25 protein-coding genes and 2 tRNA genes are annotated in these 25,884 nt (G+C 70.8%); 22 read left to right on the top strand and 5 right to left on the bottom strand.

The window, feature by feature from the left end; translation table 11 throughout:
- Nucleotides 1-9: 9 nt before the first annotated feature.
- A complete protein-coding gene (locus tag BS80_RS10675) occupies nucleotides 10-825 on the top strand; it encodes an aminotransferase class IV (protein WP_035795883.1) in 816 nt (271 codons plus the stop codon).
- A 49-nt stretch (nucleotides 826-874) separates the two neighbouring features.
- Nucleotides 875-1,717 carry a GNAT family N-acetyltransferase gene (locus BS80_RS10670; protein ID WP_035795881.1) on the top strand — a complete coding sequence of 281 codons (843 nt, stop codon included), beginning with the start codon at nucleotides 875-877 and terminating at the stop codon, nucleotides 1,715-1,717.
- 174 nt (nucleotides 1,718-1,891) lie between these two features.
- Here the strand turns inward: BS80_RS10670 and BS80_RS10665 are convergent, their stop codons facing one another.
- The 3 genes from BS80_RS10665 to BS80_RS10655 form a co-directional block, all read right to left on the bottom strand.
- Nucleotides 1,892-2,380 carry a DsbA family protein gene (locus BS80_RS10665; RefSeq protein ID WP_035795879.1) on the bottom strand — a complete coding sequence of 163 codons (489 nt, stop codon included), beginning with the start codon at nucleotides 2,378-2,380 and terminating at the stop codon, nucleotides 1,892-1,894.
- 48 nt (nucleotides 2,381-2,428) lie between these two features.
- Nucleotides 2,429-3,010 (bottom strand): CGNR zinc finger domain-containing protein, encoded by a 582-nt coding sequence (locus BS80_RS10660; protein ID WP_035795877.1) that lies wholly within the window; start codon nucleotides 3,008-3,010, stop codon nucleotides 2,429-2,431.
- A 263-nt stretch (nucleotides 3,011-3,273) separates the two neighbouring features.
- Nucleotides 3,274-3,687, bottom strand: a complete 414-nt coding sequence (locus tag BS80_RS10655) for an SsgA family sporulation/cell division regulator (RefSeq protein ID WP_030056266.1) — start codon at nucleotides 3,685-3,687, stop codon at nucleotides 3,274-3,276.
- 319 nt (nucleotides 3,688-4,006) lie between these two features.
- On the opposite strand from BS80_RS10655, the gene BS80_RS10650 reads away from it, so the two are divergent.
- A tRNA-Val gene (locus BS80_RS10650) sits at nucleotides 4,007-4,078 on the top strand.
- A gap of 234 nt (nucleotides 4,079-4,312) precedes the next feature.
- Nucleotides 4,313-4,384: transfer RNA gene (locus tag BS80_RS10645), tRNA-Val, on the top strand.
- 64 nt (nucleotides 4,385-4,448) lie between these two features.
- On the opposite strand, the gene BS80_RS10640 is transcribed toward BS80_RS10645, so the two are convergent.
- Nucleotides 4,449-5,222, bottom strand: a complete 774-nt coding sequence (locus BS80_RS10640) for a 3'-5' exonuclease (protein WP_035795875.1) — start codon at nucleotides 5,220-5,222, stop codon at nucleotides 4,449-4,451.
- 233 nt (nucleotides 5,223-5,455) lie between these two features.
- Here BS80_RS10640 and thrS point away from each other — a divergent pair, with 233 nt between their 5' ends.
- On the top strand, nucleotides 5,456-7,432 hold the full coding sequence (gene thrS / locus BS80_RS10635; protein WP_035795874.1) for a threonine--tRNA ligase: 1,977 nt from the start codon (nucleotides 5,456-5,458) through the stop codon (nucleotides 7,430-7,432).
- Between the two features lie 70 nt (nucleotides 7,433-7,502).
- On the top strand, nucleotides 7,503-8,063 hold the full coding sequence (locus BS80_RS10630) for an HIT family protein (RefSeq protein ID WP_035795872.1): 561 nt from the start codon (nucleotides 7,503-7,505) through the stop codon (nucleotides 8,061-8,063).
- A gap of 59 nt (nucleotides 8,064-8,122) precedes the next feature.
- On the opposite strand, the gene BS80_RS10625 is transcribed toward BS80_RS10630, so the two are convergent.
- Entirely contained in the window at nucleotides 8,123-9,772 is a 1,650-nt protein-coding gene (locus tag BS80_RS10625; protein ID WP_035795870.1) for a hypothetical protein, read from the bottom strand.
- A gap of 168 nt (nucleotides 9,773-9,940) precedes the next feature.
- Here BS80_RS10625 and BS80_RS10620 point away from each other — a divergent pair, with 168 nt between their 5' ends.
- The 16 genes from BS80_RS10620 (at nucleotide 9,941) to BS80_RS10545 (ending at nucleotide 25,856) form a co-directional block, all read left to right on the top strand.
- Nucleotides 9,941-10,336, top strand: coding sequence for a thiol-disulfide oxidoreductase DCC family protein (locus BS80_RS10620; RefSeq protein WP_035795868.1), 396 nt, complete (start codon nucleotides 9,941-9,943; stop codon nucleotides 10,334-10,336).
- 150 nt (nucleotides 10,337-10,486) lie between these two features.
- Complete coding sequence (gene pgsA, locus BS80_RS10615; RefSeq protein WP_035795866.1) at nucleotides 10,487-11,134, top strand: phosphatidylinositol phosphate synthase; 648 nt, start codon at nucleotides 10,487-10,489, stop codon at nucleotides 11,132-11,134.
- 13 nt (nucleotides 11,135-11,147) lie between these two features.
- Nucleotides 11,148-12,101 carry a phosphatidylinositol mannoside acyltransferase gene (locus BS80_RS10610; RefSeq protein ID WP_051966450.1) on the top strand — a complete coding sequence of 318 codons (954 nt, stop codon included), beginning with the start codon at nucleotides 11,148-11,150 and terminating at the stop codon, nucleotides 12,099-12,101.
- A gap of 30 nt (nucleotides 12,102-12,131) precedes the next feature.
- Nucleotides 12,132-13,295 (top strand): glycosyltransferase family 4 protein, encoded by a 1,164-nt coding sequence (locus BS80_RS10605; protein ID WP_035795864.1) that lies wholly within the window; start codon nucleotides 12,132-12,134, stop codon nucleotides 13,293-13,295.
- Nucleotides 13,296-13,359: 64 nt separating this feature from the next.
- On the top strand, nucleotides 13,360-13,905 hold the full coding sequence (locus tag BS80_RS10600) for a LemA family protein (RefSeq protein WP_035795862.1): 546 nt from the start codon (nucleotides 13,360-13,362) through the stop codon (nucleotides 13,903-13,905).
- Nucleotides 13,906-14,022: 117 nt separating this feature from the next.
- Nucleotides 14,023-14,937 (top strand): pyridoxal 5'-phosphate synthase lyase subunit PdxS, encoded by a 915-nt coding sequence (pdxS, locus tag BS80_RS10595; RefSeq protein WP_035795860.1) that lies wholly within the window; start codon nucleotides 14,023-14,025, stop codon nucleotides 14,935-14,937.
- 91 nt (nucleotides 14,938-15,028) lie between these two features.
- Nucleotides 15,029-15,646, top strand: a complete 618-nt coding sequence (pdxT, locus tag BS80_RS10590; RefSeq protein ID WP_035795858.1) for a pyridoxal 5'-phosphate synthase glutaminase subunit PdxT — start codon at nucleotides 15,029-15,031, stop codon at nucleotides 15,644-15,646.
- Nucleotides 15,647-15,724: 78 nt separating this feature from the next.
- Nucleotides 15,725-16,483: a YebC/PmpR family DNA-binding transcriptional regulator gene (locus BS80_RS10585; RefSeq protein WP_035795857.1), complete on the top strand. Its 759-nt coding sequence runs from the start codon at nucleotides 15,725-15,727 to the stop codon at nucleotides 16,481-16,483.
- Nucleotides 16,484-16,620: 137 nt separating this feature from the next.
- Nucleotides 16,621-17,235 (top strand): crossover junction endodeoxyribonuclease RuvC, encoded by a 615-nt coding sequence (gene ruvC, locus BS80_RS10580; protein WP_051966449.1) that lies wholly within the window; start codon nucleotides 16,621-16,623, stop codon nucleotides 17,233-17,235.
- Nucleotides 17,232-17,843, top strand: a complete 612-nt coding sequence (ruvA, locus tag BS80_RS10575) for a Holliday junction branch migration protein RuvA (protein WP_035795855.1) — start codon at nucleotides 17,232-17,234, stop codon at nucleotides 17,841-17,843. The genes ruvC and ruvA overlap by 4 nt, the downstream gene beginning before the upstream one ends.
- A 61-nt stretch (nucleotides 17,844-17,904) precedes the next feature.
- Nucleotides 17,905-19,020, top strand: a complete 1,116-nt coding sequence (gene ruvB / locus BS80_RS10570; RefSeq protein ID WP_035795851.1) for a Holliday junction branch migration DNA helicase RuvB — start codon at nucleotides 17,905-17,907, stop codon at nucleotides 19,018-19,020.
- Between the two features lie 198 nt (nucleotides 19,021-19,218).
- Nucleotides 19,219-19,605: a preprotein translocase subunit YajC gene (yajC, locus tag BS80_RS10565; RefSeq protein ID WP_051966448.1), complete on the top strand. Its 387-nt coding sequence runs from the start codon at nucleotides 19,219-19,221 to the stop codon at nucleotides 19,603-19,605.
- A gap of 109 nt (nucleotides 19,606-19,714) precedes the next feature.
- On the top strand, nucleotides 19,715-21,565 hold the full coding sequence (gene secD / locus BS80_RS10560; protein ID WP_035795848.1) for a protein translocase subunit SecD: 1,851 nt from the start codon (nucleotides 19,715-19,717) through the stop codon (nucleotides 21,563-21,565).
- A 4-nt stretch (nucleotides 21,566-21,569) separates the two neighbouring features.
- The gene (gene secF, locus BS80_RS10555) at nucleotides 21,570-22,688 is read left to right on the top strand and encodes a protein translocase subunit SecF (RefSeq protein ID WP_035795845.1); all 1,119 of its coding nucleotides are present in this window, start codon (nucleotides 21,570-21,572) and stop codon (nucleotides 22,686-22,688) included.
- Nucleotides 22,689-22,708: 20 nt separating this feature from the next.
- Complete coding sequence (locus BS80_RS10550; protein ID WP_035795842.1) at nucleotides 22,709-23,260, top strand: adenine phosphoribosyltransferase; 552 nt, start codon at nucleotides 22,709-22,711, stop codon at nucleotides 23,258-23,260.
- Between the two features lie 88 nt (nucleotides 23,261-23,348).
- Complete coding sequence (locus tag BS80_RS10545; protein ID WP_198045485.1) at nucleotides 23,349-25,856, top strand: RelA/SpoT family protein; 2,508 nt, start codon at nucleotides 23,349-23,351, stop codon at nucleotides 25,854-25,856.
- Nucleotides 25,857-25,884 lie beyond the last annotated feature (28 nt).

Below are 25,884 nucleotides of genomic sequence, written 5' to 3'. Positions count from 1 at the left end.
GAACATCCGATGATCTGGCTGAACGGATCGCTGGTCGAGGAGCACCGCGCCGAGATCTCCGTCCTCGACCACGGACTGACCGTCGGCGACGGCGTGTTCGAGACGGTCAAGAGCGTGGCCGGCCGCCCGTTCGCGCTCACCCGCCACCTCGACCGCCTGGTCCGCTCCGCCACCGGCCTGGGCCTGCCGGCGCCGGACCTCGGCGAGGTCCGGGCCGGCTGCGCCGCCGTGCTCGCCGCCAACCCGATGCCGCGTGGCCGGCTGCGGATCACCTACACCGGCGGCCTCGCCCCGCTCGGCTCGGAGCGCAGCGACACCCCGCCCACCCTGGTGGTCGCGCTCGGCACCGCCGCCGAGCGTCCCGACAGCACCGCCGTCGCCACCGTCCCGTGGGCCCGCAACGAGCACAGCGCGGTGGCCGGCCTGAAGACCACCTCCTACGCCGAGAACGTGGTCGCGCTCGCCTACGCCCACCGCCACGGCGCCTCCGAGGCGGTGCTCGCCAACACCGCCGGCCGGCTCTGCGAGGGCACCGGCTCCAACGTCTTCGTGGTGGTGGACGGTGAGCTGCTCACCCCGCCGCTCGGCTCCGGCTGCCTGGCCGGCATCACCCGGGACCTGGTCGCCGACTGGTGCGGGGCACGGGAGGTCGACCTGCCGTACTCGATCCTGCGCGAGGCCGACGAGGTCTTCCTCACGTCGAGCCTGCGCGACGTCCAGGCCGTCCACCGGATCGACGACCACGACCTGCCCGCACCCGGCCCGGTCACCGCCAAGGCGATGGCGCACTTCGCCGCCCGCGCCGCCGACGACCTGGACCCGTGAGAGCGGCACACCCCGTTAGACGGGCACGCGGACGGGTAGGAAGGCTGCCATGACCACCACGCTGCGCCCTGCCGGCCCCGAGCAGTCCCTCCCGGGCGGCGGCCGCAGCCGCCGCTGGCAGGTCTGCGCCAACGGTCGTCCGGTGGGCACCGTGTGCACCAGCTCGCACCCGCTGGGCACCGGCTGGATCGGGCGGATCGCAGAGCTGGAGATCATCGCGCCGCAACGGCGGCGCGGCCGGGGCACGGTCGCGGCGCTCGCCGCCGAGGAGGCGCTGCGTCAGTGGGGCTGCGTGCGGATCGAGCTCTCCGTCCCCGCCGACGCCGCGGCCGCGCTCGCGCTGGCCGACTCGCTCGGCTACCTCGAGACCAACCGCAAGCTCGCCAAGGAGCTCGGCCAACCACCGGCCACCACACCGGATCTGACGATACGTCGGATCGGTGCGGAGGAGTTCCCGCACTGGCTGGCGCTCACCCGGGCCACCTACCGCGAACACCTGGCCCGCTCCGGGCTGACCCCCCGTCAGGCGTACGACAAGTGCGAGGCCGACCACACCGAACTGCTCGCCCAGGGCGCCGCCACGCCGGGCGTGGCGCTGCGTCAACTGGTCGTCGAGGGAAGGCCGGTGGGCAGTCTCTGGGTCGACCTGTCAGGCGGCACCCTGCCCGACGGCCGGCCGCAGGCCTGGGTGATGACCGTCGAGGTCGACGCCGACCGGCGCGGACACGGCTACGGCCGCGAGCTGATGCTCGCGGCCGAACGCGAATGCCTGGCCGCCGGGGTCCGTGACCTCGGCCTGAACGTCTACTCGGCGAACACCGTCGCCATCACGTTGTACGAGTCGCTCGGCTACCGGATCAGCAGCCGCATCCTGGCCAAACCGCTCGTTTAGGCCGTGTCTGACAATTCCCGCCGGGCCCGCGACGCCGGGCATCCCGGCTGGACGCACCGGCGGATCATCCAAGTACGACCCAGTACGAGGACGATCCGCCGGAACGCCCAGCCGGGCGCCCAACGCCGCGGGCTCATCCGACGCGAATTGTCAGACACGGCCTAGGAGTTCTCCTCAGGCCTCCAGCAGCGCCACGATCCGCTCGCGCAGCCCCTCCTGGCTCTGCCCGCCGTCCAGCCGCTGCCCGGCCACCACGTACGTCGGGGTGCCGGTCACGCCGATCGCCTTCCCCTCGGCCTGGTCGGCGTCGACGATCAGGGTGTGCCGGCCGTCGACCAGCGCGAGTTCGATCTCCTCGGTGTCCAGGCCCAGCCCGGCGGCCACCTCGACCAGCAGCTCCTGGCCGCGCTCGGCCAGCTCCTCGGTGCGGGCCAGCACCGCCTCCACGAAGGGCCAGCCCTGGCCCTGGGCGAAGGCCTCCTCGGCCGCCTCGGCGGCCGCGTAGGCGTGCTTGTGCCGCTCGAGCGGGAAGTGCCGGAACTCGATCGTCAGCGCGTCGCCGTAGCGCTCACGCAGGGCACGGACGTCGTCGAGGGAGGTGCGGCAGTCCGGACACTGCAGCTCGCACCAGAGCTCCAGACGGGGGAGAGAGGCTTCGGTCATGCGGCCAGTCTTCCATCACGGGAGCCGTCGGCCGAGCGCGAGCGTGGCTCAGCGCACGCCGAGCGGGATCGCGTCGTCGGCCGCCGAGCGCTGGCGGGCCCGGTAGGCGGCCACGTGCATCCGGTTTCCGCAGGTCCGGCTGTCGCAGTAGCGCCGGGAGCGGTTGCGCGAGAGGTCGACGAAGACGCGGGCGCAGTCCGGGGCCTCACAGCGGCGCAGCCGCTCCCGTTCACCGGCCATCAGGATGAGCCCCAGGGCCATCCCCAGCTCGGCCGCGAGATGGTCGGCCAGGGCCGCGTGCGGGGCGAAGTAGTGCATGTGCCAGCCGTGGCCGTCGTGGTCGGTCAGGCGTGGCGTCGCGTTGACGTCGGCCACCAGCACGTTCACCAGTTCGGCGGCCTCCTCGGTGGACCCCGCGCCGAACACCGCCCGTAGCCGGGCCCGCAGCGCGTGCACGGCCGCCAGGTCGGCCACGGTGACCGCGTCGACCTCGCTGATCTCCCGCCGCTCCACCAGGGCGTCCAACGAGGCGACGTCGGGAAGCTGCTCGTAGCCGCCCGCGTCGGGGGAGGTGTTGAGGAGCTCGACCAGGGTGCCCAGGGCGGACTCGGTGTCATGGGTGATCAGCACGTGGGAACTCCTCGCGTGCGCCGGGGACGGTGGCCCGTCCGCGTCGGTCATCAACGCCGCACTCTACCGGGCCCGGCGCCGGGAACGCCGAAGGCACCCGGAGCCACGAATGTGACTCCGGGTGCCTTCGGCGTTCTCACTCGAACGCCGTGGAGTACCGGCCCCGAGACCGCGCAGCACGCGGATGAGCCTGTGGCCGTGCCCCCGAGTAGGACAGCCACCAGGAATGTCGACCGGGCCACCGGGGGCGCACCCCCGGGGCTTCAGCTCTCGGCAAGGATGTGCGACAGCTCCCGGTCCAGATCGAAGTGACGATGTTCGGTGCCGGGGGGCACGGCGGCGTCGGTGCGCTTGAGGAACGACTCAAGCGCCCGGGCCGGGGCTTCCAGCAGTGCTTCTCCTTCCGGAGAGCTCAGCGCGATGCAGACGACACCCTGTCCGTGGCTACGTGACGGCCAGACCCGGACGTCGCCGGTACCGGTGGGTCGATGCAGCCCCTCCGCGAGGAGGTCGCGGGCGAACACCCACTCCACGGTCTCGTCGGCACCGGTGTGGAACGTGGCGTGCACGGCATAGGGGTCCGCAGTGTCGTAGCGCAGGCCCGCGGGGACGGGCAGTGACGACTCGCTGGACACGATGAGGCGCAGGTGCAGCTCGCAGCTGACCGTGGTGTTCATAAGCGCCATGGCCTTTCGCTCAGTGTGCGCTCGGGGAATCGCACGTCGGCGAACGGACCATCCCACCGCTGGCGCCGATGTAAACCCCTCTGTCCCGATTCGGGGCCCGGCGGTAACCCTTCCGGCGCATTGCACAAAGTGCCGGAAGCGGGTCCGAACGCGATATCGGGACGTCCGGCGGGACGGTCCTGACGTCCTGCGCAGTGGTTACCGAAAGTGACGGGCGGTGGCTGCCGGGCTGGTGGGGGCCGCTCTGGGGATGCCGGGGGAGGGGTGTGCGGAGCACCCCTCGGGATGCGGTAATGTTTTCTCTGCACCCGGGCGATTAGCTCAGCGGGAGAGCACTTCGTTCACACCGAAGGGGTCACTGGTTCGATCCCAGTATCGCCCACCGGATTGCAGAGTAAGGCGTAGGACCCCGGTCAGTAATTGACCGGGGTCCTACGCTTTTCGGTGTTCCGATCGAGAGTGGAAGTGACCGGAATCGACTCTTCGGGAAGTCGCGGGGAACTGAGGCGACGTCATGGGTCCTTTGCCGGAACCCCGCTGGCGGGCCGTCGGGTGGCCGCCGGCCAACCGCTTTGGAGCTACGCCTCGGACGGTGCTACTGTTCATCTCGTTGCCCGGGCGATTAGCTCAGCGGGAGAGCACTTCGTTCACACCGAAGGGGTCACTGGTTCGATCCCAGTATCGCCCACCGGACAACATCAGGGCCGTTGGTTGGATATCCAACCAACGGCCCTGATGCGTTGTCAGGCTCGTCAGGCCGCCGCTTCGCAGCTGTGTCCGGAGGTCAGCCGGTGTCCGCAGGCGCAGCGCACCGGACGCAGCGGCCAGGACCGGTCGACCCGCTCCGGGGTGCCGGACCGGTCGAACCAGTCCTGCAGTCCACGGGCCTGCGCGGCGTGCCAGACCCCCTGCCGCAGGTGCAGCTCGGCGGCCGAGAAGCCGCCCAGCGCCGCCCGGTGACGGGCACCTATCGCGCGGACCAGCTCCAGGGAGGCCGTGGCGTCGGCCGCCGCGTCGTGCGCGCCCTCCAGACTGACGCCGTAGTGCGCGCAGAGGTCGGTGAGGGTGCGTCGGCCCCGGCGGTAGCGGTCCACGTGCTTGTCCAGCACCCGCGGGTCGACCACCAGCAGCGCGGCGCCGTCCAGGAACTCCTCCAGCGAGCTCTCCCGGTGCCGGCGCAACTCCCGGTCGAGCAGCGTCAGGTCGTACGGGGCGTTCATCACCACCACCGGGACCCCGGCCCGGGCCTGGTCGGCGAGCGCGCGGGCTATCTCGCCGACCACGGTGTGCGGGGGGCGGCCGAAGGCGCGGACGTGTTCGTCGGTGATGCCGTGCACCGCGCGGGCGCCGTCCGGGATCGCGATGCCCGGGTCGGCCAGCCAGGTTCGTCGCTCGGCGGCGCTGCCCGGCGCCGCCTGGACGACCAGCGCGGCGGAGACGACCCGGTCGCTCTCCACGTCCACGCCGGTGGTCTCGGTGTCGAAGGAGGCGAGTGGGCCCTCGTGCCAGTAGTGGTGTTGCTCCATGACCACCCCTCAGGTCCCCCGGCCCCGCCTGGTGCACCGCCGAGGACTGGCGGTGCACCGGCTCATGGCGCCGTTCTGAGCAGGTGATACCCCGGGCAGGTACCCCTTCAACCCCGCCGCCGCGGCGACGGCCCGGACGACCGGCGGATATGGGTGCGCGGGCGGCGCGGCGGGCTCGGTACCATCGTCACGTCACAGCACTGTGCTGTGCGCCAGACCATCAGGAGAGACCGGTGACCGACGTCCGGGTAACCATCAGCCGCGAACCCGATCGGGAAGAGCGCGTGGTGACTACGGGCACCACGGCCGCCGACCTCTTCGCGGACGACCGCTCGATCATCGCCGCCCGGGTGGCGGGCGCGCTCAAGGACCTGGCCTACCAGGTGCAGGAGGGCGACGAGGTCGAGCCGGTCGAGCTCAGCAGCCCGGACGGTCTGAACATCCTGCGGCACTCCACCGCGCACGTGATGGCGCAGGCCGTGCAGGAGCTCTTCCCCGAGGCCAAGCTGGGCATCGGTCCGCCGATCAAGGACGGCTTCTACTACGACTTCGACGTCGAGAAGCCGTTCAACCCGGACGACCTCAAGGCCGTCGAGAAGAAGATGCAGGAGATCATCAAGCGCGGGCAGAAGTTCGCCCGCCGAGTGGTCACCGACGAGGCGGCCCGGGTCGAGCTGGCCGGCGAGCCGTACAAGCTGGAGCTGATCGGGCTCAAGGGTTCGGCCTCCTCGGAGGACGGCGCCAACGTCGAGGTGGGCGGCGCCGAGCTGACCATCTACGACAATCTGGACCCGAAGAGCGGCGAGCTGTGCTGGGGCGACCTGTGCCGCGGCCCGCACCTGCCGAGCACCCGGATGATCCCGGCCTTCAAGATCATGCGCTCGGCCGCCGCGTACTGGCGCGGCAGCGAGAAGAACCCGCAGCTGCAGCGTCTCTACGGGACCGCCTGGCCGACCAAGGACGAGCTCAAGGCGCACCTGGACTTCCTGGCCGAGGCCGCCAAGCGCGACCACCGCAAGCTCGGCAGCGAGCTGGACCTCTTCTCCATCCCGGAGGAGATCGGCTCGGGCCTCGCGGTCTTCCACCCCAAGGGCGGCGTGATGCGCCGGGCCATGGAGGACTACTCGCGCAAGCGGCACGAGGAGTCGGGCTACGAGTTCGTCTACACCCCGCACGCCACCAAGGGCACCCTGTTCGAGCTCTCCGGTCACCTGGACTGGTACGCCGACGGGATGTACCCGCCCATGCAGCTCGACGGCGAGAACGACTACTACCTCAAGCCGATGAACTGCCCGATGCACAACCTGATCTTCCGCTCCCGGGGTCGCTCCTACCGCGAACTCCCGCTGCGGCTCTTCGAGTTCGGCACGGTCTACCGCTACGAGAAGTCCGGCGTGGTGCACGGCCTGACCCGTGCCCGCGGCTTCACCCAGGACGACGCGCACATCTACTGCACCAAGGACCAGATGGCCGGCGAGCTGGACTCGCTGCTGACCTTCGTGCTGGACCTGCTGCGCGACTACGGGCTGAACGACTTCTACCTGGAGCTCTCCACCCGGGACCCGAACAAGTCGGTCGGCTCGGACGAGGACTGGGCCGAGGCCACCCAGGCGCTGGCCGACGCGGCCGAGAAGCAGGGCCTGGAGCTCACCATGGACCCGGAGGGCGCGGCCTTCTACGGTCCGAAGATCTCGGTGCAGGCCCGGGACGCCATCGGGCGCACCTGGCAGATGTCGACCATCCAGGTCGACTTCCAGCTGCCGCAGCGCTTCGAGCTGGAGTTCCAGGGTGCGGACGGCAACCGCCAGCGCCCGGTGATGATCCACCGCGCGCTGTTCGGCTCGATCGAGCGGTTCTTCGCGGTGCTCCTGGAGCACTACGCCGGCGCCATGCCGCCGTGGCTCGCGCCGGTCACCGTCGTCGGGATCCCGATCACCGACGAGCACGTGCCGTACCTCCAGGAGGTCGCGGCCGAGCTGAAGAAGCGTGGGATCCGGGTCGAGGTGGACGCCTCGGACGAGCGGATGCAGAAGAAGATCAGGAACGCTCAGAAGAGCAAGGTTCCGTTCATGCTGATCGCCGGCAACGACGACGTCGAAGCGGGCGCGGTGTCGTTCCGCTACCGCAACGGCGAGCAGAAGAACGGCGTCTCGCGTGACGAGGCGATCGCCGAGATCGTCGACGCGGTGGAGCGCCGGATCCAGGTCTGACCGAACGATCGGTGCGGGGCGGACTCGACGAGTCTGCCCCGCACTGGTTTCTCCGGGGCCCGCTCCGAATATGCTGATCACCATGACGAGTGAGCCGGAACTGCAGCGGGGCGTGGGGGAGCCGGACGGCTTCAGGCGCCTGTGGACGCCCCATCGGATGGCCTACATCCAGGGCGAGAACAAGCCCACCGGGCCTGCCCCCGGTGACGGGTGTCCGTTCTGCTCGATCCCGTCGCTGAGCGACGAGGACGGGCTGGTCGTCCGGCGCGGGGAGCACGTCTTCGCGGTGCTCAACCTGTACCCGTACAACGGCGGCCACCTCATGGTCGTCCCGTACCGGCACGTGCCCGACTACACCGAGCTCACCGAGCCCGAGACGGCCGAACTCGCCACTCTCACCAAGCAGGCGATGACCGCGCTGCGGGCCGCCTCCGGGGCGCACGGCTTCAACATCGGGATGAACCAGGGCGAGGCGGCCGGTGCCGGGATCGCCGCGCACCTGCACCAGCACGTGGTGCCGCGCTGGGGCGGCGACACCAACTTCATGCCGGTGGTCGGCCACACGAAGGTGCTGCCGCAGCTGCTCGCGGACACCCGCAAGATGCTGGCCGAGGCCTGGCCGCAGGACTGAGCCGGGCAGCACGGGGGCCCCGCCGGATTCCGGCGGGGCCCTTGTCGTGCTCGATCCGGTCAGTCGGCGTCGTAGGCGTCGGCCTTGAAGGGGCGCACGCTCTGCAGTTCGGACTTCAGGATCATCGAGCGGTTGCTGAACCGGTCGGTGTCGATGTCGTGGTCGCGCAGGAACTCGATGGTGGCCGCGAGCACCGCGCTCATCACCGGGGTGGCGATCCTCGTCGAGTCGTCCGTCATGAACCGGCTGTTCCACGGGGCCGTGGCCCAGGCGGTGCGCAGGCCGAACGGCTCCGGCAGGGGGAGCGTGCCGCCGAGCCAGTTGAGCAGCGCGGGCGCCTTCATGAAGGGCGCACGGACCGCCTGGCGGACCACCTCGTCGTTGTCGATCAGCGGCAGCTGGACGGTCTCCTCCACCCAGAACTTGCCCGACTTGGGCCGGGTGATCTCCTTGGGCTTGGGCTTGTCGTGGAAGGTGCCCTGCACCGGGCCCAGCGTGTAGCCGGTCACCGAGATCCGCAGGGTGTTGCCCAGGATCGTCACGGTGACCATCAGGCTGACGATCAACTTGCCGTTGTTCAGCACGAACTGGGTGCCCAGGTAGTGCCGCAGACCGGCCGCGCCGAAGGTCTGGCGGTTGGCGATGTCGGCCACCGCGTGGTCGCGCATCCGCGGGCCGTCCATCTCCGGGCCCTCCGGGCGGGCGATCTCGGCGGCGCCGGCGCCGACTTCGGAGATCACCCACTGCTGGACGGAGGAGTGCGGGATGCCGCCGTTGCCGACGTCGCTGCGGCCGAGGCCGTTCAGCTGGTCGGTGATCTTCTTGATCAGGTCCCAGGCGTGGAAGGTGCGGAAGTCCTGGTGGCCCTCGGCGGGGTAGAGGTCCCCGGCGACGTCCCAGGAGCCCCAGTGCTTGCCGAGACCGAGTATCCCGTTGACGCCCGCGTAGTGCAGGACGTTGGTGTCCTGCTCCATGGAGAGCCGGGTCAGCTGCTTCTTCAGCAGCTCGGCCTTGGCGTCCTTGTCGTCGCGCGGGACGGCGGTCGGCAGCACGGCGGCCAGCACGTTGCCGTCGATCAGCCCGGCCCAACGGGCCCGCAGGTCCTTGGTGGTGGCCAGACAGATCTGCCGCGCCCAGTACCAGCCGGCCACCGGGACCAGCAGCACCACGCGGGCGTAGACGGAGAGCGGCCCGGTGAACGGCGGGCGCAGCGCGAGCAGTACGGCCAGAGCCAGCGGCAGCAGCAGGATCGCGGCGCCGTAGGTCTTCTCCCGGGCGGGGCTGCTCTTGCCCATCATGATCCGCAGCTGGAAGGTGCCGAGCCAGACCAGTGCGCCGGGCAGGAAGAGCAGCCCGGTGAGCAGCGTCACCAGGGTGAGCTTGCGGTCCCGGGCGGTCCGGACCTCCTCCGCCGCCAGGCAGTGTTCGACGACCATCCGGGGGTCGGTGCCGAAGGACGGCACCAGTGGTTTGCGCGAGGCGCCCAGCGTGCGGGCGATCACGGCCTTGCTGAAGGCCTCGCCGAGGTTGGGTCGGAAGAGGCTGAACCGCCCGTGCTTCAGCGTGAGATCGGGCTGGGCGGCTTTGGCGAAGGCGTCCGGGTCGCCGTCGCGGTAGGCGACCGACGAGAGAGCCTGGGTGACCGCCGTCTGTGGGCCGGCGTCCGTACGGGGTATCTGCGCACCCGGGGTCATGTCCAGCTTGTTCATGGCGGCCACCCCTCCTCCCCTTGTGTGGTCAACGGCAGGCTATCGCGCCGCGGTACCGTCCCGCCGATGATCGTCTGAAGTGCCGTCACCAGCCAGGACGGGCCCGGCACTGCCGACATGCTTCCCCGGATGTGGGCGCTTCGATCCCGATGCGGCAGGATCGGTGTCATGAGTGCCAATGATCCTGTGCTGATCTATGACGGGGACTGTGCTTTCTGCACCTCCTGCGTCCGGTGGGCCGAGAAGTACCTGCGGCAGACGCTGGCCTCCGGGGGGTGGACGGCGCAGCCGTTCCAGTTCACCGAGCTGGCGGAGTTCGGGGTGACCCGGGAGCGGGCCGAGTTCGAGGTGCTCTGGGTGACCCCGACCGGCGCGGTGTACGGCGGTGCGCAGGCGGTGGCGCGGCTGCTGATGCGCTCCGGCGGGGTGTCCGCGTATCTGGGGGCGGTGCTGGCGCTCGGACCGGTGCGTCCGGTCGCGGCCGCGGTCTACCGGCTGATCGCGAGGAACCGTGAGCGGATGCCCGGCGGGACCCCGGCCTGCGCGCTGCCGCCCCGCGGGTAGCCCGTCGGGGCCCGGACGGGCGTGGGCGTCGAAGGCAGGTGAATCGGCTCGATACCATGGGTGAGCCGGGTGGGCTGATCCGCTCGGCCGCCCGGCGCCGCTCTCGGCCGCCGGTGAACACCAGGTGAGATCGGAGCGGTCCGGAAGGCCATGCTCAACAAATACGCGCGTGCCTTCTTCACACGTGTCCTGACCCCGTTCGCCGCCCTCCTGCTGCGCTGGGGCGTCAGCCCGGACGCGGTGACCCTGGTCGGTACGGCCGGCTCGGTGGCCGGCGCCCTGGTGTTCTTCCCCCGGGGCGAGTTCTTCTGGGGCACCATCACGATCACCCTCTTCATCTTCTCGGACCTGGTCGACGGCAACATGGCCCGCCAGTCCGGGCGGTCCAGCAAGTGGGGGGCCTTCCTGGACTCCACGCTGGACCGGGTCGCCGACTCGGCGGTCTTCGGCGGTATCGCGCTCTGGTACGCCGGGCACGGGAACAACGACCTGCTGTGCGCGATGGCGGTGCTCTGCCTGGCGAGCGGCCAGGTGGTCTCGTACACCAAGGCGCGGGCGGAGAGCCTGGGCCTGCCGTGCAACGTCTCCGGGCTGGTGGAGCGGGCCGAGCGGCTCGTGATCACCCTGGTGGCGGCCGGTATCGCGGGTCTGCACACCTTCGGGGTGCCGTACGTCGAGTGGTTGCTGCCGGTGGCGCTGTGGCTGGTGGCGGTGGGCAGCGTCATCACGGTGCTGCAGCGGATGCTGACGGTGCGTCGGGAGGCCTTCGAGGCCGCCGCCGTGGCGTCGGAGAGCTGAGGGCGGGGAAGCGATGCGGGAGAAACTGGTCGACAGCGGGTACGCGGCGGGGTGGGCCACCGTGAAGCTCCTGCCGGAGCCGGTGGCGCGCGCTCTGGGCAACCGGATCGCGGACGCGGTCTGGCGCAAGGAGGGCAAGGGGGTGCGCCAGCTCCAGGCGAACCTGGGCCGGGTCCGCCCGCAGGACACGCCCGCCCAGCTGCGCGAGCTCTCGCGGGCCGGGATGCGCTCCTACCTGCGCTACTGGATGGAGTCGTTCCGGCTGCCGACCTGGAACGACCGCACGATCGCCGACCGGGTGCAGGTGGACGGCATCGAGCATCTGGTCGCGGCGATGGAGTCCGGCCGGGGCGCGCTCGTGGCGCTGCCGCACATGGGCAACTGGGACCTGGCCGGGGCCTGGGTGGTCCGCCATCTCGGCTTCACCTTCACCACCGTCGCCGAGCGGCTGAAGCCCGAGTCGCTCTTCGACCGCTTCGTCGCCTATCGCGAGGGCCTGGGCATGGAGGTGCTGGCGCTGACCGGCGGCGGCGTCTCGGTGATCGGCACGCTGGCCCGCCGGCTGCGGGCCGGGCAGCTGGTCTGCCTGGTCGGCGACCGCGATCTGTCGGAGGCCGGCGTGCCGGTGACCTTCTTCGGTGAGGCCGCCAAGATGCCGGCCGGGCCCGCCATGCTGGCGCAGCGCACGGGCGCGGCGCTGCTGCCGGTCACCCTCTGGTACGACGGCCGGGTGATGCGCGGCACCATCCACCCGCCGGTGGAGCCCCCGGCGGGGGAGGACCGGCACGCGGTGACGCAGGCGATGACGCAGACCCTGGCGGACATCTGGGCCGAGGGGATCCGGCAGCACCCGCAGGACTGGCACATGCTGCAGCGCTACTGGCTCGCGGACCTTCCGTCGGCCCGGTCGGCGCGCCCGAAGCACGAAGCGAACGAAAAGTCGGCCGAGCCGACTCCTCGTGCCTGAGCGCGGTCCGACGACCCGGAGGGGAAACACGTGAAGATCGGTATCGTCTGCCCGTACGACTGGGACGTCCCCGGCGGGGTGCAGTTCCACATCCGTGACCTCGCCGAGCACCTGATCGGGCTGGGGCACGAGGTCTCGGTGCTCGCCCCGGCCGACGACGAGTCGGGCCTGCCGCCCTACGTGGTCTCGGCCGGCCGCGCGGTGGCCGTGCCGTACAACGGCTCGGTGGCGCGCCTCAGCTTCGGCATCCTCTCCGCGGCCCGGGTGCGGCGCTGGCTGCACGACGGCAACTTCGACATCCTGCACGTCCACGAGCCGACCTCGCCGAGCCTGTCGATACTGGCCGCGTGGTCGGCGACCGGACCGATGGTGGCGACCTTCCACACCTCCAACCCGCGCTCGCGGGCGATGATCGCGGCCTCGCCGATCCTGCAGCCGGGCCTGGAGAAGATCCGCGCCCGGATCGCGGTCAGCGAGTACGCCCGCCGCACCCTGGTCGAGCACCTCGGCGGCGACGCGGTGGTGATCCCCAACGGCGTGGACGTCTCGTTCTTCGCCGACGCCCTGCCCGACCCGCGCTGGACCGGCGCCACCATCGGCTTCATCGGCCGGATCAACGAGCCGCGCAAGGGCCTGCCCACACTGCTGGCCGCGCTCCCCGCGATCCTGGCCGCCCGGCCGGACGTGCGACTGCTGGTGGCCGGCAAGGGCGACGAGGAGGAGGCCGTCGCGGGCCTGGCCCCGGAAGTCCGGGCCAGGATCGAGTTCCTCGGCATGGTCAGCGACGAGGAGAAGGCGCGGCTGCTGCGCAGCGTCGACCTCTACGTGGCGCCCAACACCGGTGGCGAGAGCTTCGGGATCATCCTGGTGGAGGCGATGTCGGCGGCGGCGCCGGTGCTGGCCAGCGACCTGGACGCGTTCGCGCAGGTGCTGGACGGCGGCCGGGCCGGCGAGCTGTTCCCGGTCGAGAACGCCGACGCGCTGGCCGAGGCGGCGATCCGGCTGCTCGGCGACCCGCAGCGGCTGGCCGAGCTGCGCGTCGCGGCCTCGCGGCACGTCCAGCGCTTCGACTGGAAGACGGTGGGGACGGACATCCTGGCGGTCTACGAGACGGTCGCCGACGGCGCGGCCGGCGTGCACGAGGACGAGCAGCGGATCAGCTGGCGCGAGCGGTTGGGTCTGCCGCGGCCCTGAGTCCCGGGCGCCGGGCCCGGCGTGATCCTGGTCACGTCGGGCCGGGACGGTAGCGTTGCCCCCCGTGACTACCTGGATCTGGGCCGCTGTTGCCGTGGTGTTGTTCGCCGTCTACCTGAGTTGGACGGCCGGCCGGCTCGACCGGCTGCACGCCCGGATCGACGCCGCGCGGGCCGGGCTCGACGCCCAGCTGCTGCGCCGGGCCTCGGTGGCGCAGGAGCTGGCGACCTCCACGCTGCTCGACCCGGCCGCCTCGATCCTCCTCTACCAGGCCTCGCACGCGGCCCGGCAGGCCGACGAGGAGCAGCGTGAGGTGGCCGAGAGCGAGTTGAGCCAGGCACTGCGGGCGGTCTTCGCCGCGCCCGAGCAGGTCGAGGAACTGCGCGCGGCGCCCGGTGGCGAGGAGGCGCTGAGCGATCTGACCTCGGCGGTGCGGCGGGTCTCGATGGCCCGGCGGTTCCACAACGACGCCGTCCGGGCGGCCCGCGCCGTGCGGCTGCACCGACTGGTCAGGTACTTCCGGCTGGCCGGCAAGGCGCCGTTCCCGCTCGCCTTCGAGATGGACGACGAGCCGCCCGCCGCGCTGAATCCGCAGGGTTCGCCTGCGTAGTTCCAGCCGCTTTGTCGTATCCGCGCGGTCAGAATGGACTGAGAGGCGCACCAATCTGCGGCTCGAACGGCCTACCATAGGGCGATAGCACTGGTACGTCTTCGAGTGAGGTCCTACGTGTCCACCACCCCTGTCAACACCGCTGACCAGCCGCAGATCGGTACCGCCCGGGTCAAGCGCGGCATGGCCGAGCAGCTCAAGGGCGGTGTGATCATGGATGTGGTCAACGCCGAGCAGGCCAAGATCGCCGAGGACGCCGGTGCGGTCGCCGTCATGGCGCTGGAGCGCGTCCCCGCCGACATCCGCAAGGACGGCGGCGTGGCCCGGATGTCCGACCCGGACATGATCGACGGCATCATCAGCGCCGTCTCCATCCCGGTCATGGCCAAGTCCCGGATCGGCCACTTCGTCGAGGCCCAGGTCCTCCAGGCGCTCGGCGTCGACTACATCGACGAGTCCGAGGTGCTGACCCCGGCCGACGAGGTCAACCACTCCGACAAGTGGGCGTTCACCACCCCCTTCGTCTGTGGCGCCACCAACCTGGGCGAGGCGCTGCGCCGGATCGCCGAGGGTGCGGCCATGATCCGCTCCAAGGGCGAGGCCGGCACCGGCAACGTCGTCGAGGCCGTCCGCCACATGCGCCAGATCAACGGCGACATCCGCCGCCTGGCCACCCTCGACGAGAACGAGCTCTACGTCGCGGCGAAGAACCTGCAGGCCCCCTACGAGCTGGTCAAGGAGGTCGCGCAGCTGGGCAAGCTCCCGGTCGTGCTGTTCTCCGCCGGTGGTGTGGCCACCCCGGCCGACGCCGCGCTGATGATGCAGCTCGGTGCCGAGGGCGTCTTCGTGGGCTCCGGAATCTTCAAGTCCGGCGACCCGGCCAAGCGCGCCGCCGCCGTCGTGAAGGCCACCACCTTCTTCGACGACCCCAAGGTCATCGCGGATGTCTCGCGCGGTCTGGGCGAGGCCATGGTCGGCATCAACTGCGACACCCTGCCCGAGTCCGAGCGGTACGCCAACCGCGGTTGGTAGTCACGTAACAACGGTCCGCCGCGCGGCAGTTCGGCGCGGCGGACCGTTGTGCGTCCCCCCTGGATCAGATCCTGCGAAGAAGGTAGTCACCGTGTCCAGCAGCACCCCCGTCATCGGCGTCCTGGCCCTGCAGGGCGACGTCCGCGAGCACCTGGTCGCGCTCGCCGAGGCGGACGCCCTCGCCCGCCCGGTGCGTCGTCCCGAGGAGCTGGCGGAGGTCGACGCCCTGGTGATACCCGGGGGCGAGTCGACCACCATGTCCAACCTCGCGCTGGCCTTCGGCATGATGGCGCCGCTGCGCGAGCGGGTGGCCGCCGGGATGCCGGTCTACGGCTCCTGCGCGGGCATGATCATGCTCGCGGAGAAGATCCTGGACGGCCGGGACGACCAGCAGACCGTCGGCGGCATCGACATGACGGTTCGCCGCAACGCCTTCGGCCGGCAGAACGAGTCGTTCGAGTCCGCGATCGAGTTCCGCGGCCTGGAGGGCGACCCGGTGCACGGCGTCTTCATCCGCGCCCCCTGGGTCGAGTCGGTCGGCGCCGGCGTCGAGGTGCTCGCGGAGCTGCCCGCGGCGGACGGTGCGGAGAGCAGGATCGTGGCGGTCCGTCAGGGGAACCTGCTGGCCACCTCGTTCCACCCCGAGCTGACCGGCGACCACCGGGTGCACGCGTACTTCGTGCAGCTCGTCGCGGCCGCCGCGCGCTGATCCGGTGCCCGCCGCCTCGGGCGACACCGGTAAGATCTCTCCTGTTCATTTCCCTTTGGCGACGTAAAGGAGCTGGTGATGTCCGGCCACTCTAAGTGGGCTACCACCAAGCACAAGAAAGCCGTGATCGACGCCAAGCGCGGCAAGCTCTTCGCCAAGATGATCAAGAACATCGAGGTGGCGGCGCGTACCGGCGGCAGCGACCCGACCGGTAACCCGACGCTCTACGACGCCATCCAGAAGGCCAAGAAGAGCTCGGTCCCGATCGACAACATCAACCGCGCCGTCAAGCGCGGAGACGGCGCCGAGGCCGGCGGGGCCGACTACTCGACGATCATGTACGAGGGCTACGGCCCGAACGGTGTCGCGGTGCTCATCGAGTGCCTCACCGACAACCGCAACCGCGCCGCCTCCGACGTGCGCGTCGCGATGACCCGCAACGGCGGCAACATGGCCGACCCGGGCTCGGTCTCGTACATGTTCAACCGCAAGGGCGTGGTCGTCGTCGCCAAGGCGGACGGGGTCGACGAGGAGAAGGTGCTCGACGTCGTCCTGGAGGCCGGCGCCGAGGAGGTCAACGACCTCGGTGACAGCTTCGAGGTGATCTCCGCGCCGACCGACATGGTCGCTGTGCGCACCGCGCTGGTGGACGCCGGGATCGACTACGACTCCGCCGACGCCAACTTCGTGCCGAACCTCCAGGTCGAGCTGGACGTCGAGGGCGCCCGCAAGATCTTCAAGCTGATCGACGCGCTGGAGGACAGTGACGACGTGCAGAACGTCTTCGCCAACTTCGACATCTCCGACGAGGTCGGCGCGCAGCTCGACGCCGAGTAGGCATCCGCTCCGTCGTCCGGCCCGGCCCGGTGGTCCCTCGTGGATCACCGGGCCGGTCTCGTCGTCGGCGCGTCGTCGGCGTTGTCGGACCCTGCCGATACCCTTCGAGTCGGCATCACCGACGAAGGGCTTGTGACGTGCGGGTACTGGGCGTGGACCCGGGTTTGACCAGATGCGGCGTCGGTGTGGTGGACGGCGCGCCGGGCCGCCCGCTGACGATGGTCGCCGTCGGCGTGGTCCGCACCCCCGCCGAGGAGGACGTTCCGCTGCGCCTGCTGGCGATCGAGACGGGCCTGGAGGAGTGGATCGACACCCACCGGCCCGACGTCATCGCCATCGAGCGGGTCTTCGCCCAGCACAACGTCCGTACCGTGATGGGCACCGCGCAGGCCAGTGCCGTCGCGATGCTGTGCGCGGCGCGGCGCGGCATTCCCGTCTTCCTGCACACCCCCAGCGAGGTCAAGGCGGCCGTCTCCGGCTCGGGACGGGCCGACAAGGCCCAGGTCACCGCGATGGTGACCAGGCTCCTGCGGCTGGACGCGCCGCCCAAGCCCGCCGACGCCGCCGACGCGCTGGCGCTGGCCATCTGTCACATCTGGCGCGGCGCGGCCACCGACCGGATCGCGGCCGCGCTGGCCCGCACCGGCGCGGCGGCCGCCCGTCCCACCACCACCCGCACCGCCGCCACCCGCACCGCCGTCCCGCGCTCCGCCGCCCCCCGGCTCGCCCCCCGCAAGGAGTACCTTCCGTGATCGCCTTTGTTCAGGGCCCGGTGGCGTCCATCGGCCACGCCGGCGCCGTCGTCGAGGTCGGCGGCGTCGGCCTGGCGCTGCAGTGCACCCCGACCACGCTGGCCGCGCTGCGCGTGGGCGAGCCCGCCCGGCTGGCCACCTCGCTGGTGGTCCGTGAGGACTCGCTGACCCTCTTCGGCTTCGCGGACGACGACGAGCGGGCCACCTTCGAGATCCTCCAGGCGGCGCCCGGCGTCGGACCGCGCCTGGCCCAGGCCATGCTCGGCGTGCACAGCCCGGACGCGCTGCGCGTGGCGATCGCCGGCGGCGACGAGCGCGCGCTGATCCAGGTGCCCGGGATCGGCAAGGCCAAGGCGGCCAAGCTGCTCCTCGAGTACAAGGACAAGCTCGGCGCCCCGCACGGCAGCGTCCCCGCGCAGAAGCCGCTGGCGACCGGCCCCGCGCCGTGGAGCGACCAGCTGCACGCGGCGCTGGTCGGCCTCGGCTACGCTCCGCGCGAGGCGGACGACGCCGTCGCTGCCGTCACCCCCGAGGCCGAGGCGCAGGCGGTCACCGACGTCGGCGCCCTGCTGAAGGCCGCCCTGCGCAGCCTCAACCGCCAGCGCTGAACCGCTGTCGGCGTCCCGTACGCTGACGATTCGTCACCATGTCGACTTGGAGCCCGCCCTGATGAGCCCGTACGACTCCGACCCCGCCGACCGGTTCCCGGTCGACCGTGTGGTGGCGTCCGCCGCCGACGGCGAGGACCAGGCGGTCGAGGCGGCGCTGCGGCCCAAGCTGCTGGACGAGTTCATCGGTCAGGAACGGGTCCGTGAGCAGCTCTCCGTCGTCCTGCAGGCCGCCCGCCAGCGCGGCGCCTCGCCGGACCACGTGCTGCTCAGCGGCCCGCCCGGGCTGGGCAAGACCACCCTGTCGATGATCATCGCGGCCGAGCTGAACGCCCCGATCCGGATCACCTCCGGGCCGGCCATCCAGCACGCCGGCGACCTCGCGGCGATCCTCTCCTCGCTGAGCGAGGGCGAGGTGCTCTTCCTCGACGAGATCCACCGGATGTCGCGGCCCGCCGAGGAGATGCTCTACATGGCGATGGAGGACTTCCGGGTCGACGTGATCGTCGGCAAGGGACCCGGCGCCACCGCGATCCCGCTGGAGCTGCCGCCGTTCACCCTGGTCGGCGCGACCACCCGGGCCGGCCTGCTGCCGCCGCCGCTGCGCGACCGCTTCGGCTTCACCGGCCACATGGAGTTCTACGCGCCGGCCGAGCTGGAGCGGGTGGTGCACCGCTCGGCCGCCCTGCTGGACGTCGAGATCGACCCGATAGGCGCCGCCGAGATCGCCGGCCGCTCGCGCGGCACGCCCCGGATCGCCAACCGGCTGCTGCGCCGGGTTCGCGACTACGCGCAGGTCAGGCACGACGGCGTGGTCACCAGGGAGATCGCCGCCCAGGCCCTGAAGGTCTACGAGGTGGACGAGCGCGGCCTGGACCGGCTGGACCGCGCGGTGCTGACCGCCCTGCTGAAGCTGTTCGGCGGCGGCCCGGTGGGCCTGTCCACGCTGGCCGTCGCGGTGGGGGAGGAGTCCGAGACGGTCGAGGAGGTCGCCGAGCCGTTCCTGGTCCGCGAGGGACTGCTCGCCCGTACCCCGCGCGGCCGGATCGCCACCGCGGCCGCCTGGCAGCACATGGGTCTGGTCCCGCCGCTCCAGCCGGCCGCCGGCCGCGGACCGCTCCCGGCCCAGCAGGAGCTGTTCGGTCAGGGCGGCGCCGCCCGGCCGGGCGGCGAGTGACCTCGTGGAACGTCTTTCCGGGCACTGGTTCAGAGTGACCATGCCAGGGACTCGCCACCTTTGGTGGCAGGATGCGATGCTTGGCGTTGTCCGATCAGAGAAGCTCTCCTAGACTTCGCCGGACCGTCCCGTCTCACCTGACGGGCGACCATCTCCACAGGCCACCCGCCGGGTGGCCCGTAAAGGACGCTGTCTGCTGTGAATCTCCTCATTCTTCTCCTCCCCGTTGCCGCCATTTTTCTGATGTTCAGGTCGCAGAAGAAGCGGCAGCAGCAGGCGTCGTCCATGCAGTCCTCGATGGCGGCCGGCTCGGCGGTGCGCACCATCGGTGGGATGTACGCGCTGGTCAAGTCGGTCAACGACTCCACCGTGGAGCTGGAGATCGCGCCGGGCGTGGTCACGCACTTCTCCAAGAGCGCCATCGCCGCGGTGATCGACGAGCAGGAATACGACGAGATCATCAACGGTCGTCCCGAGGTGGACGAGTCGGTCGATCTCGATGACGAGGTCCTGGAGGACGAGACGCCGGCGGAGGAGTCGGTCAGTCTCGACAAGGGCACTGGCGACACGCCTGCCGCGAAGTAGTACGGACGGTCTGCAGCACCTCACGGTTGTCCGCGGTTAGCGCTGCCGCCTGCCCCAACGGGCCGGGCGGCGCGCAGCCTGCGGCATGGGACAGGGAGAAACGAGCAAGGTGGCAGCACCCAAGTCGCGTCCGCGCGACGGTTACCCGGGACGGGCGCTGGCCCTCATCCTGGTGGTCACCGTCGGTCTGGTCGCCCTCATGTTCGGGACGGGCCACACGACGCCTCGCCTCGGGATCGACCTTGCAGGCGGCACCAGCATCACGCTGACGGCCGACTCCAAGGACAAGGCCGCGATCAACCAGGCCAATATGAACACCGCGGTCGGGATCATCCAGCAGCGAGTCAACGGGTACGGCGTCTCCGAGGCGGAGGTGCAGACCCAGGGCAGCAACAACATCATCGTCAACATCCCGAAGAACGGCGCCTCGCAGGACGAGGCCAAGCAGGTCGGGACGACTGCCCAGCTGTACTTCCGCCCGGTGCTGGCGACCGCGCCCACCGGTGTGACCGCTCCTCCCGCGACCAGCAGCCCCAGCGCCGCTGCCAGTGGCAGTGCCAGTGCCAAGCCGAGCGCCAGTGCCAGCGCGAGCGCCGGCGCGGCCTCGGCCCAGCCGTCGACCAGTGCCGGCGCGGCCGCCACCCCGAGTGCCGGCGCCTCCACCGCGGGCCGCGCGCTCTCCGACGGCCTCAAGGCCGCCGACCCGAGCGGCACCCCGGGCGCGGCGGCTCCGTCCGCCCCGGCCAGCGGTGCTGCCGCCGCTCCCAGCGGCATGCCTAGCGCCCCCGCTGCCCCGCAGCCGACGAGCCCCGCCGAGATCTCGGCCGCGCTCACCCAGGGCACCGTCCCCGCCGACCTGCAGCAGCAGTTCACCGCCCTGGACTGCTCGGACATCAAGCAGCGGTCGAAGGACTACCAGACGGACCCGACCAAGGACTCCGTCGCCTGCACCCGTGACAAGGAGCAGGGCGCCTGGACCAAGCTCGCGCTCGGCCCGGTCGCGGTCAACGGCAAGGACGTCTCCAAGGCGCAGGCCGGCTTCGACACCCAGAACGGTGCCGGCTGGGAGGTCCAGCTGGGCTTCAACGGCGCCGGCAGCAAGGCCTTCGCCACCACCACCGGCCAGCTCGCCACCCAGCAGTCGCCGATGAACCAGTTCGCCATCGTGCTGGACGGCCAGGTCATCTCGCACCCGTACGTCAGCCAGTCGATCGTCGGCGGCAACTCGGTGATCTCCGGCAGCTTCACCCAGGACGAGGCCACCGGCCTCGCCAACGTGCTCAGCTTCGGCGCCCTGCCGCTCAGCTTCGTGCAGAGCGACGTGACCACGGTCACCCCGCAGCTCGGTGGCGACCAGCTGCACGCCGGTCTGATCGCCGGTGCGATCGGCCTGCTGCTCGTGGTGCTCTACTCGCTGATCTACTACCGCGGTCTGGGCCTGGTCTCCATCGCGGGCCTGGCGGTCTCGGCGGTCCTGACCTACTCGATCATGTGCCTGCTCGGCGCGGGGATCGGCTTCGCGCTGAACCTCCCGGCGGTCTGTGGCGCGATCGTGGCGATCGGTATCACGGCGGACTCCTTCATCGTGTACTTCGAGCGCATCCGCGACGAGGTCCGCGAGGGCGCCCAGCTGCGCCCGGCCGTCCAGCGCGCCTGGCCGCGCGCCCGGCGCACCATCCTGGTGTCCGACTTCGTCTCCTTCCTCTGTGCCGGCGTGCTCTACGTGGTCTCGGTCGGCAAGGTGCAGGGCTTCGCCTTCACCCTCGGCCTGACCACCCTGCTCGACGTCGTGGTGATCTTCCTCTTCACCAAGCCGTTGATCACGCTGCTGGCCCGCAAGAAGTTCTTCGCCAGTGGTCACCCGTGGTCCGGTCTGGACCCGAAGCGTCTGGGCGCCCGCCCGCCGGTCCGCAGCACTCGCCGCCGGCCCGCCACCACGTCTGCCGTGAAGGAGGCCTGACGCCATGTCACGCTTCGGCAACCTCGGCCACCGCCTCTACCAGGGCGAGATCAGCTTCGACTTCGTCGGTCGGCGCAAGCTCTGGTACAGCATCTCCGCGGTCATCGCGGGTGTGGCGCTGCTCGGTCTGACCGTGATCGGCCTGCACCTGAGCATCGAGTTCAAGGGCGGCGCGGTCTACACCGTCTCCAAGCCCGGGCTCTCGGTCTCGCAGGCGCAGGACGTCTCGAACAAGATCACCGGTGACAACACCGCGCTCGTCCAGGCCACCGGCAACGGCCAGATCCGGATCCAGGTCAGCTCGACGGAGAAGGTCGACTCCTCGACCTTCGTCAACAAGCTCTCCAGCGACCTGGACGTCCCGGCGTCCAGCGTCAACACCCAGGTGGTCGGCCCCAGCTGGGGCCACGAGATCTCCCAGAAGGCCCTGCTGGGCCTGGTGATCTTCATGGTGCTGGTCACCGTCTACCTGGCGATCGCCTTCGAGTGGCGGATGGCGGTGGCCGCCCTGGTCGCCCTCATCCACGACCTCCTGATCACCATCGGCGTCTACGCCCTGGTGGGCTTCGAGGTCAGCCCCGGTACGGTGATCGGCTTCCTCACCATCCTCGGGTACTCGCTCTACGACACGGTCGTCGTCTTCGACACCGTGAAGGAGAACACCAAGAACCTGGAGAAGCAGAACAAGCTCACCTACAGCGAGGCCGCCAACGCGGGCCTCAACCAGACCCTGGTGCGTTCCGTGAACACCACCGTGGTCGCCCTGCTGCCGGTGGCCGCGCTGCTCTTCATCGGTGGCGGCCTGCTCGGCGCCGGCACGCTGAACGACATCTCGCTCGCCCTCTTCATCGGCCTCTCGGCCGGTGCCTACTCCTCCATCTGCGTCGCCACCCCGCTGCTCGCGCAGCTCAAGGAGCAGCAGCCGGAGATGAAGGCACTCGCCAAGCGGGTTGCCCTGCGGCGCGCCGCGGACGCCAAGGCCGCGGCCGAGGCGCCCCAGGACGCCGCCCCGTCCGAGGGCGGGGATGACGAGGACGACGCTCTGGCGGCCGGTATGGTCGGTCAGCGGAACCAGCCCGTCAGCCGCGCCCGCGGCAAGGGCCGGCCCTCCGGCAAGCGCTGAACCCCACCCGAAGGACATCTGTGAACACCCCTGACACCGCCCTGGCCGACCTGCTCACCAGCAGGATCCGGGACGTCCCCGACTACCCGAAGCCCGGCGTGCTGTTCAAGGACATCGCGCCGCTGCTCGCCGACGCCGAGGCCTTCGCGGCCCTCACCCAGGCGCTGGCGGACCGGGCGAAGGCGCTGGGGGCGACCAAGGTGGTGGGCCTGGAGGCGCGCGGCTTCGTGCTGGCGGCTCCGGCGGCCTTCGCGGCCGGGCTCGGCTTCGTGCCGATCCGCAAGAAGGGCAAGCTGCCCGGCGAGGTGTTCGCGCAGTCGTACGACCTGGAGTACGGGTCGGCCACCCTCGAGGTGCAGTGCGACGCCTTCGCGCCGGGTGAGCGGGTGCTGGTGGTCGACGACGTGCTGGCCACCGGCGGCACCATCGCCGCCTCACTGGACCTGGTCCAGCGCACGGGGGCGGAGCTGGTCGGGGTCGTCGTGCTGATGGAGCTCGGCTTCCTGGACGGCCGCGAGCGGCTCTCCGCCCACCTGGGCGGGGCTCCGCTGGAGACGCTCATCACGGTCTGACGATCGGGACACTGATCCACAACGAGAGCGGTGATCGCATCTGCGATCACCGCTCTCGGCATGTCAGCCGCCGGGCGGCGGAACGCCGATGCTTCACGCTCGGTACCATGAAGGTTCATCCGGTGCGTTCCGAGGAGTGTCCTTGCCCGACGAGGTAGTGCCCACGGCCGAGTCCGGCGCCCCCAGCAGTCAGCCCGAGCCCTCGGGGGCCAGCCCGGCGCGTCCGGCCACGGTCCCGTCCGGCGCCTCCCGGACGGCGGTGCCCGCCGTCCGGTCCATCACCTCCTCCGGCGGAGGAGGCATGCGGGCCCGCCTCGCCCGCTTCGGCGGCCAGCGCAGCACGCTGCTCAACCCCGTGCTCGAACCGCTCTTCCGCACCATCCGGGCCGGCGACCCGAAGGCCGACCCGGCCCTGCTGCGTGACATCGAGCGGGCCTACGCCGTCGCCGAGAAGTGGCACCGCGGCCAGAAGCGCAAGAGCGGTGACCCCTACATCACCCACCCGCTGGCGGTGGCGACCATCCTCGCCGAGCTGGGGATGGACGCGGCCACCCTGATGGCCGGGCTGCTGCACGACACCGTCGAGGACACCGACTACGGCCTGGAGACCCTGCGCCAGGACTTCGGCGACTCGGTCGCCCTGCTGGTGGACGGCGTCACCAAGCTGGACAAGGTCAAGTTCGGCGAGGCCGCCCAGGCCGAGACGGTGCGCAAGATGGTCGTCGCGATGGCCAAGGACCCGCGGGTCCTGGTGATCAAGCTCGCCGACCGGCTGCACAACATGCGCACCATGCGCTACCTCAAGCGGGAGAAGCAGGAGAAGAAGGCCCGCGAGACGCTGGAGATCTACGCCCCGCTGGCGCACCGGCTGGGCATGAACACCATCAAGTGGGAGCTGGAGGACCTGGCCTTCGCCATCCTCTACCCCAAGATGTACGACGAGATCGTCCGGCTGGTCGCCGAGCGCGCCCCCAAGCGGGACGAGTACCTGGCGACCGTGATCGACCAGGTCCAGGGCGACCTGCGCGGCGCCCGGATCTCGGCGTCGGTGACGGGCCGGCCGAAGCACTACTACTCGGTCTACCAGAAGATGATCGTCCGAGGCCGCGACTTCGCGGAGATCTACGACCTGGTGGGCATCCGGGTCCTGGTCGACACCGTCCGCGACTGCTACGCGGCGCTCGGCACCATCCACGCGCGGTGGAACCCGGTCCCCGGCCGGTTCAAGGACTACATCGCGATGCCCAAGTTCAACATGTACCAGTCGCTGCACACCACGGTGATCGGCCCCGGCGGCAAGCCCGTCGAGCTGCAGATCCGCACCTTCGACATGCACCGCCGCGCCGAGTACGGCATCGCCGCGCACTGGAAGTACAAGCAGCGCGCGGTGGCCGGCACCTCCAAGGTCCGCACCGACACGCCGTCGCAGGTCCGCAAGGACGACAAGGCCGGCGCGGTCAACGAGATGGCTTGGCTGCGCCAGCTGCTCGACTGGCAGAAGGAGACCGAGGACCCGAGCGAGTTCCTGGAGTCGTTGCGCTTCGACCTCTCCAACAACGAGGTCTTCGTCTTCACGCCCAAGGGCGACGTGATAGCGCTGCCGGCCAGCTCCACCCCGGTGGACTTCGCCTTCGCGGTGCACACCGAGGTCGGGTACCGCTGCATAGGAGCCCGGGTCAACGGGCGCCTGGTGCCGCTGGAGTCGACGTTGGAGAACGGCGACCTGGTGGAGGTCTTCACCTCCAAGGCGGAGGGCGCCGGGCCGTCCCGGGACTGGCTGGGCTTCGTCAAGTCACCCCGGGCCCGCAACAAGATCAAGGCCTGGTTCTCCAAGGAGCGCCGCGAGGAGGCGATCGAGCAGGGCAAGGAGTCCATCGCCCGCGCGATGCGCAAGCAGGGTCTGCCGATCCAGCGGATCCTCACCGGTGACTCGCTGGTGACGCTGGCGCACGAGATGCGCTACCCCGACATCTCCTCGCTCTACGCCGCGATCGGCGAGGGCCACGTCGCCGCGCAGAACATCGTCCAGAAGCTGGTACAGGCGCTCGGCGGCGAGGAGAGCGCCAACGACGACCTCGCCGACACCGCGACGCCCACCGGCGGCGACGGCCGGGCGGCGCGCCGGCGGCGGGCCAAGGGCGACCCCGGGATCATCGTCAAGGGCGTCGACGACGTCTGGGTCAAGCTCTCGCGGTGCTGCACGCCCGTGCCGGGGGACCCGATCGTCGGCTTCGTGACGCGCGGCAACGGCGTCTCGGTGCACCGCGCGGACTGCGTCAACGTGGACTCGTTGACCCAGCAGCCCGAGCGGATGATCGAGGTCGAGTGGGCGGCGACCCAGTCCTCGGTCTTCCTGGTGGCCATCCAGGTCGAGGCGTTGGACCGGGCGCGACTGCTCTCGGACGTCACCCGGGTGCTCTCCGATCAGCACGTCAACATCCTCTCGGCGGCGGTGCAGACCTCGCGCGACAGGGTCGCGATGAGCCGCTTCACCTTCGAGATGGGCGACCCCAAGCACCTGGGCCACGTGCTCAAGGCGGTGCGCGGCGTCGAGGGCGTCTACGACGTCTACCGGGTGACCTCGGCCAAGAAGTAGCGCGGACGCGAGAGGGGCCCACCGCCGT

Source organism: Kitasatospora mediocidica KCTC 9733 (assembly GCF_000744225.1).
In the GTDB taxonomy this organism is placed as follows: domain Bacteria; phylum Actinomycetota; class Actinomycetes; order Streptomycetales; family Streptomycetaceae; genus Kitasatospora; species Kitasatospora mediocidica.
The sequence above is the reverse complement of the archived record's forward strand: the minus strand, read 5'-3'. Positions and strand labels throughout refer to the sequence as shown.

Bases quoted from the DNA above. Each gene is read 5' to 3' on its own strand.
- BS80_RS10675 (WP_035795883.1), top strand. From the start codon at position 10: ATGATCTGGCTGAACGGATCGCTGGTCGAGGAGCACCGCGCCGAGATC.
- BS80_RS10670 (WP_035795881.1), top strand. From the start codon at position 875: ATGACCACCACGCTGCGCCCTGCCGGCCCCGAGCAGTCCCTCCCGGGC.
- BS80_RS10665 (WP_035795879.1), bottom strand. From the start codon at position 2,380: ATGACCGAAGCCTCTCTCCCCCGTCTGGAGCTCTGGTGCGAGCTGCAG.
- BS80_RS10655 (WP_030056266.1), bottom strand. From the start codon at position 3,687: ATGAACACCACGGTCAGCTGCGAGCTGCACCTGCGCCTCATCGTGTCC.
- BS80_RS10640 (WP_035795875.1), bottom strand. From the start codon at position 5,222: ATGGAGCAACACCACTACTGGCACGAGGGCCCACTCGCCTCCTTCGAC.
- BS80_RS10630 (WP_035795872.1), top strand. From the start codon at position 7,503: ATGCTGATCACCATGACGAGTGAGCCGGAACTGCAGCGGGGCGTGGGG.
- BS80_RS10625 (WP_035795870.1), bottom strand. From the start codon at position 9,772: ATGAACAAGCTGGACATGACCCCGGGTGCGCAGATACCCCGTACGGAC.
- BS80_RS10620 (WP_035795868.1), top strand. From the start codon at position 9,941: ATGAGTGCCAATGATCCTGTGCTGATCTATGACGGGGACTGTGCTTTC.
- pgsA (WP_035795866.1), top strand. From the start codon at position 10,487: ATGCTCAACAAATACGCGCGTGCCTTCTTCACACGTGTCCTGACCCCG.
- BS80_RS10610 (WP_051966450.1), top strand. From the start codon at position 11,148: ATGCGGGAGAAACTGGTCGACAGCGGGTACGCGGCGGGGTGGGCCACC.
- BS80_RS10585 (WP_035795857.1), top strand. From the start codon at position 15,725: ATGTCCGGCCACTCTAAGTGGGCTACCACCAAGCACAAGAAAGCCGTG.
- ruvB (WP_035795851.1), top strand. From the start codon at position 17,905: ATGAGCCCGTACGACTCCGACCCCGCCGACCGGTTCCCGGTCGACCGT.
- secF (WP_035795845.1), top strand. From the start codon at position 21,570: ATGTCACGCTTCGGCAACCTCGGCCACCGCCTCTACCAGGGCGAGATC.
- BS80_RS10545 (WP_198045485.1), top strand. From the start codon at position 23,349: ATGCTTCACGCTCGGTACCATGAAGGTTCATCCGGTGCGTTCCGAGGA.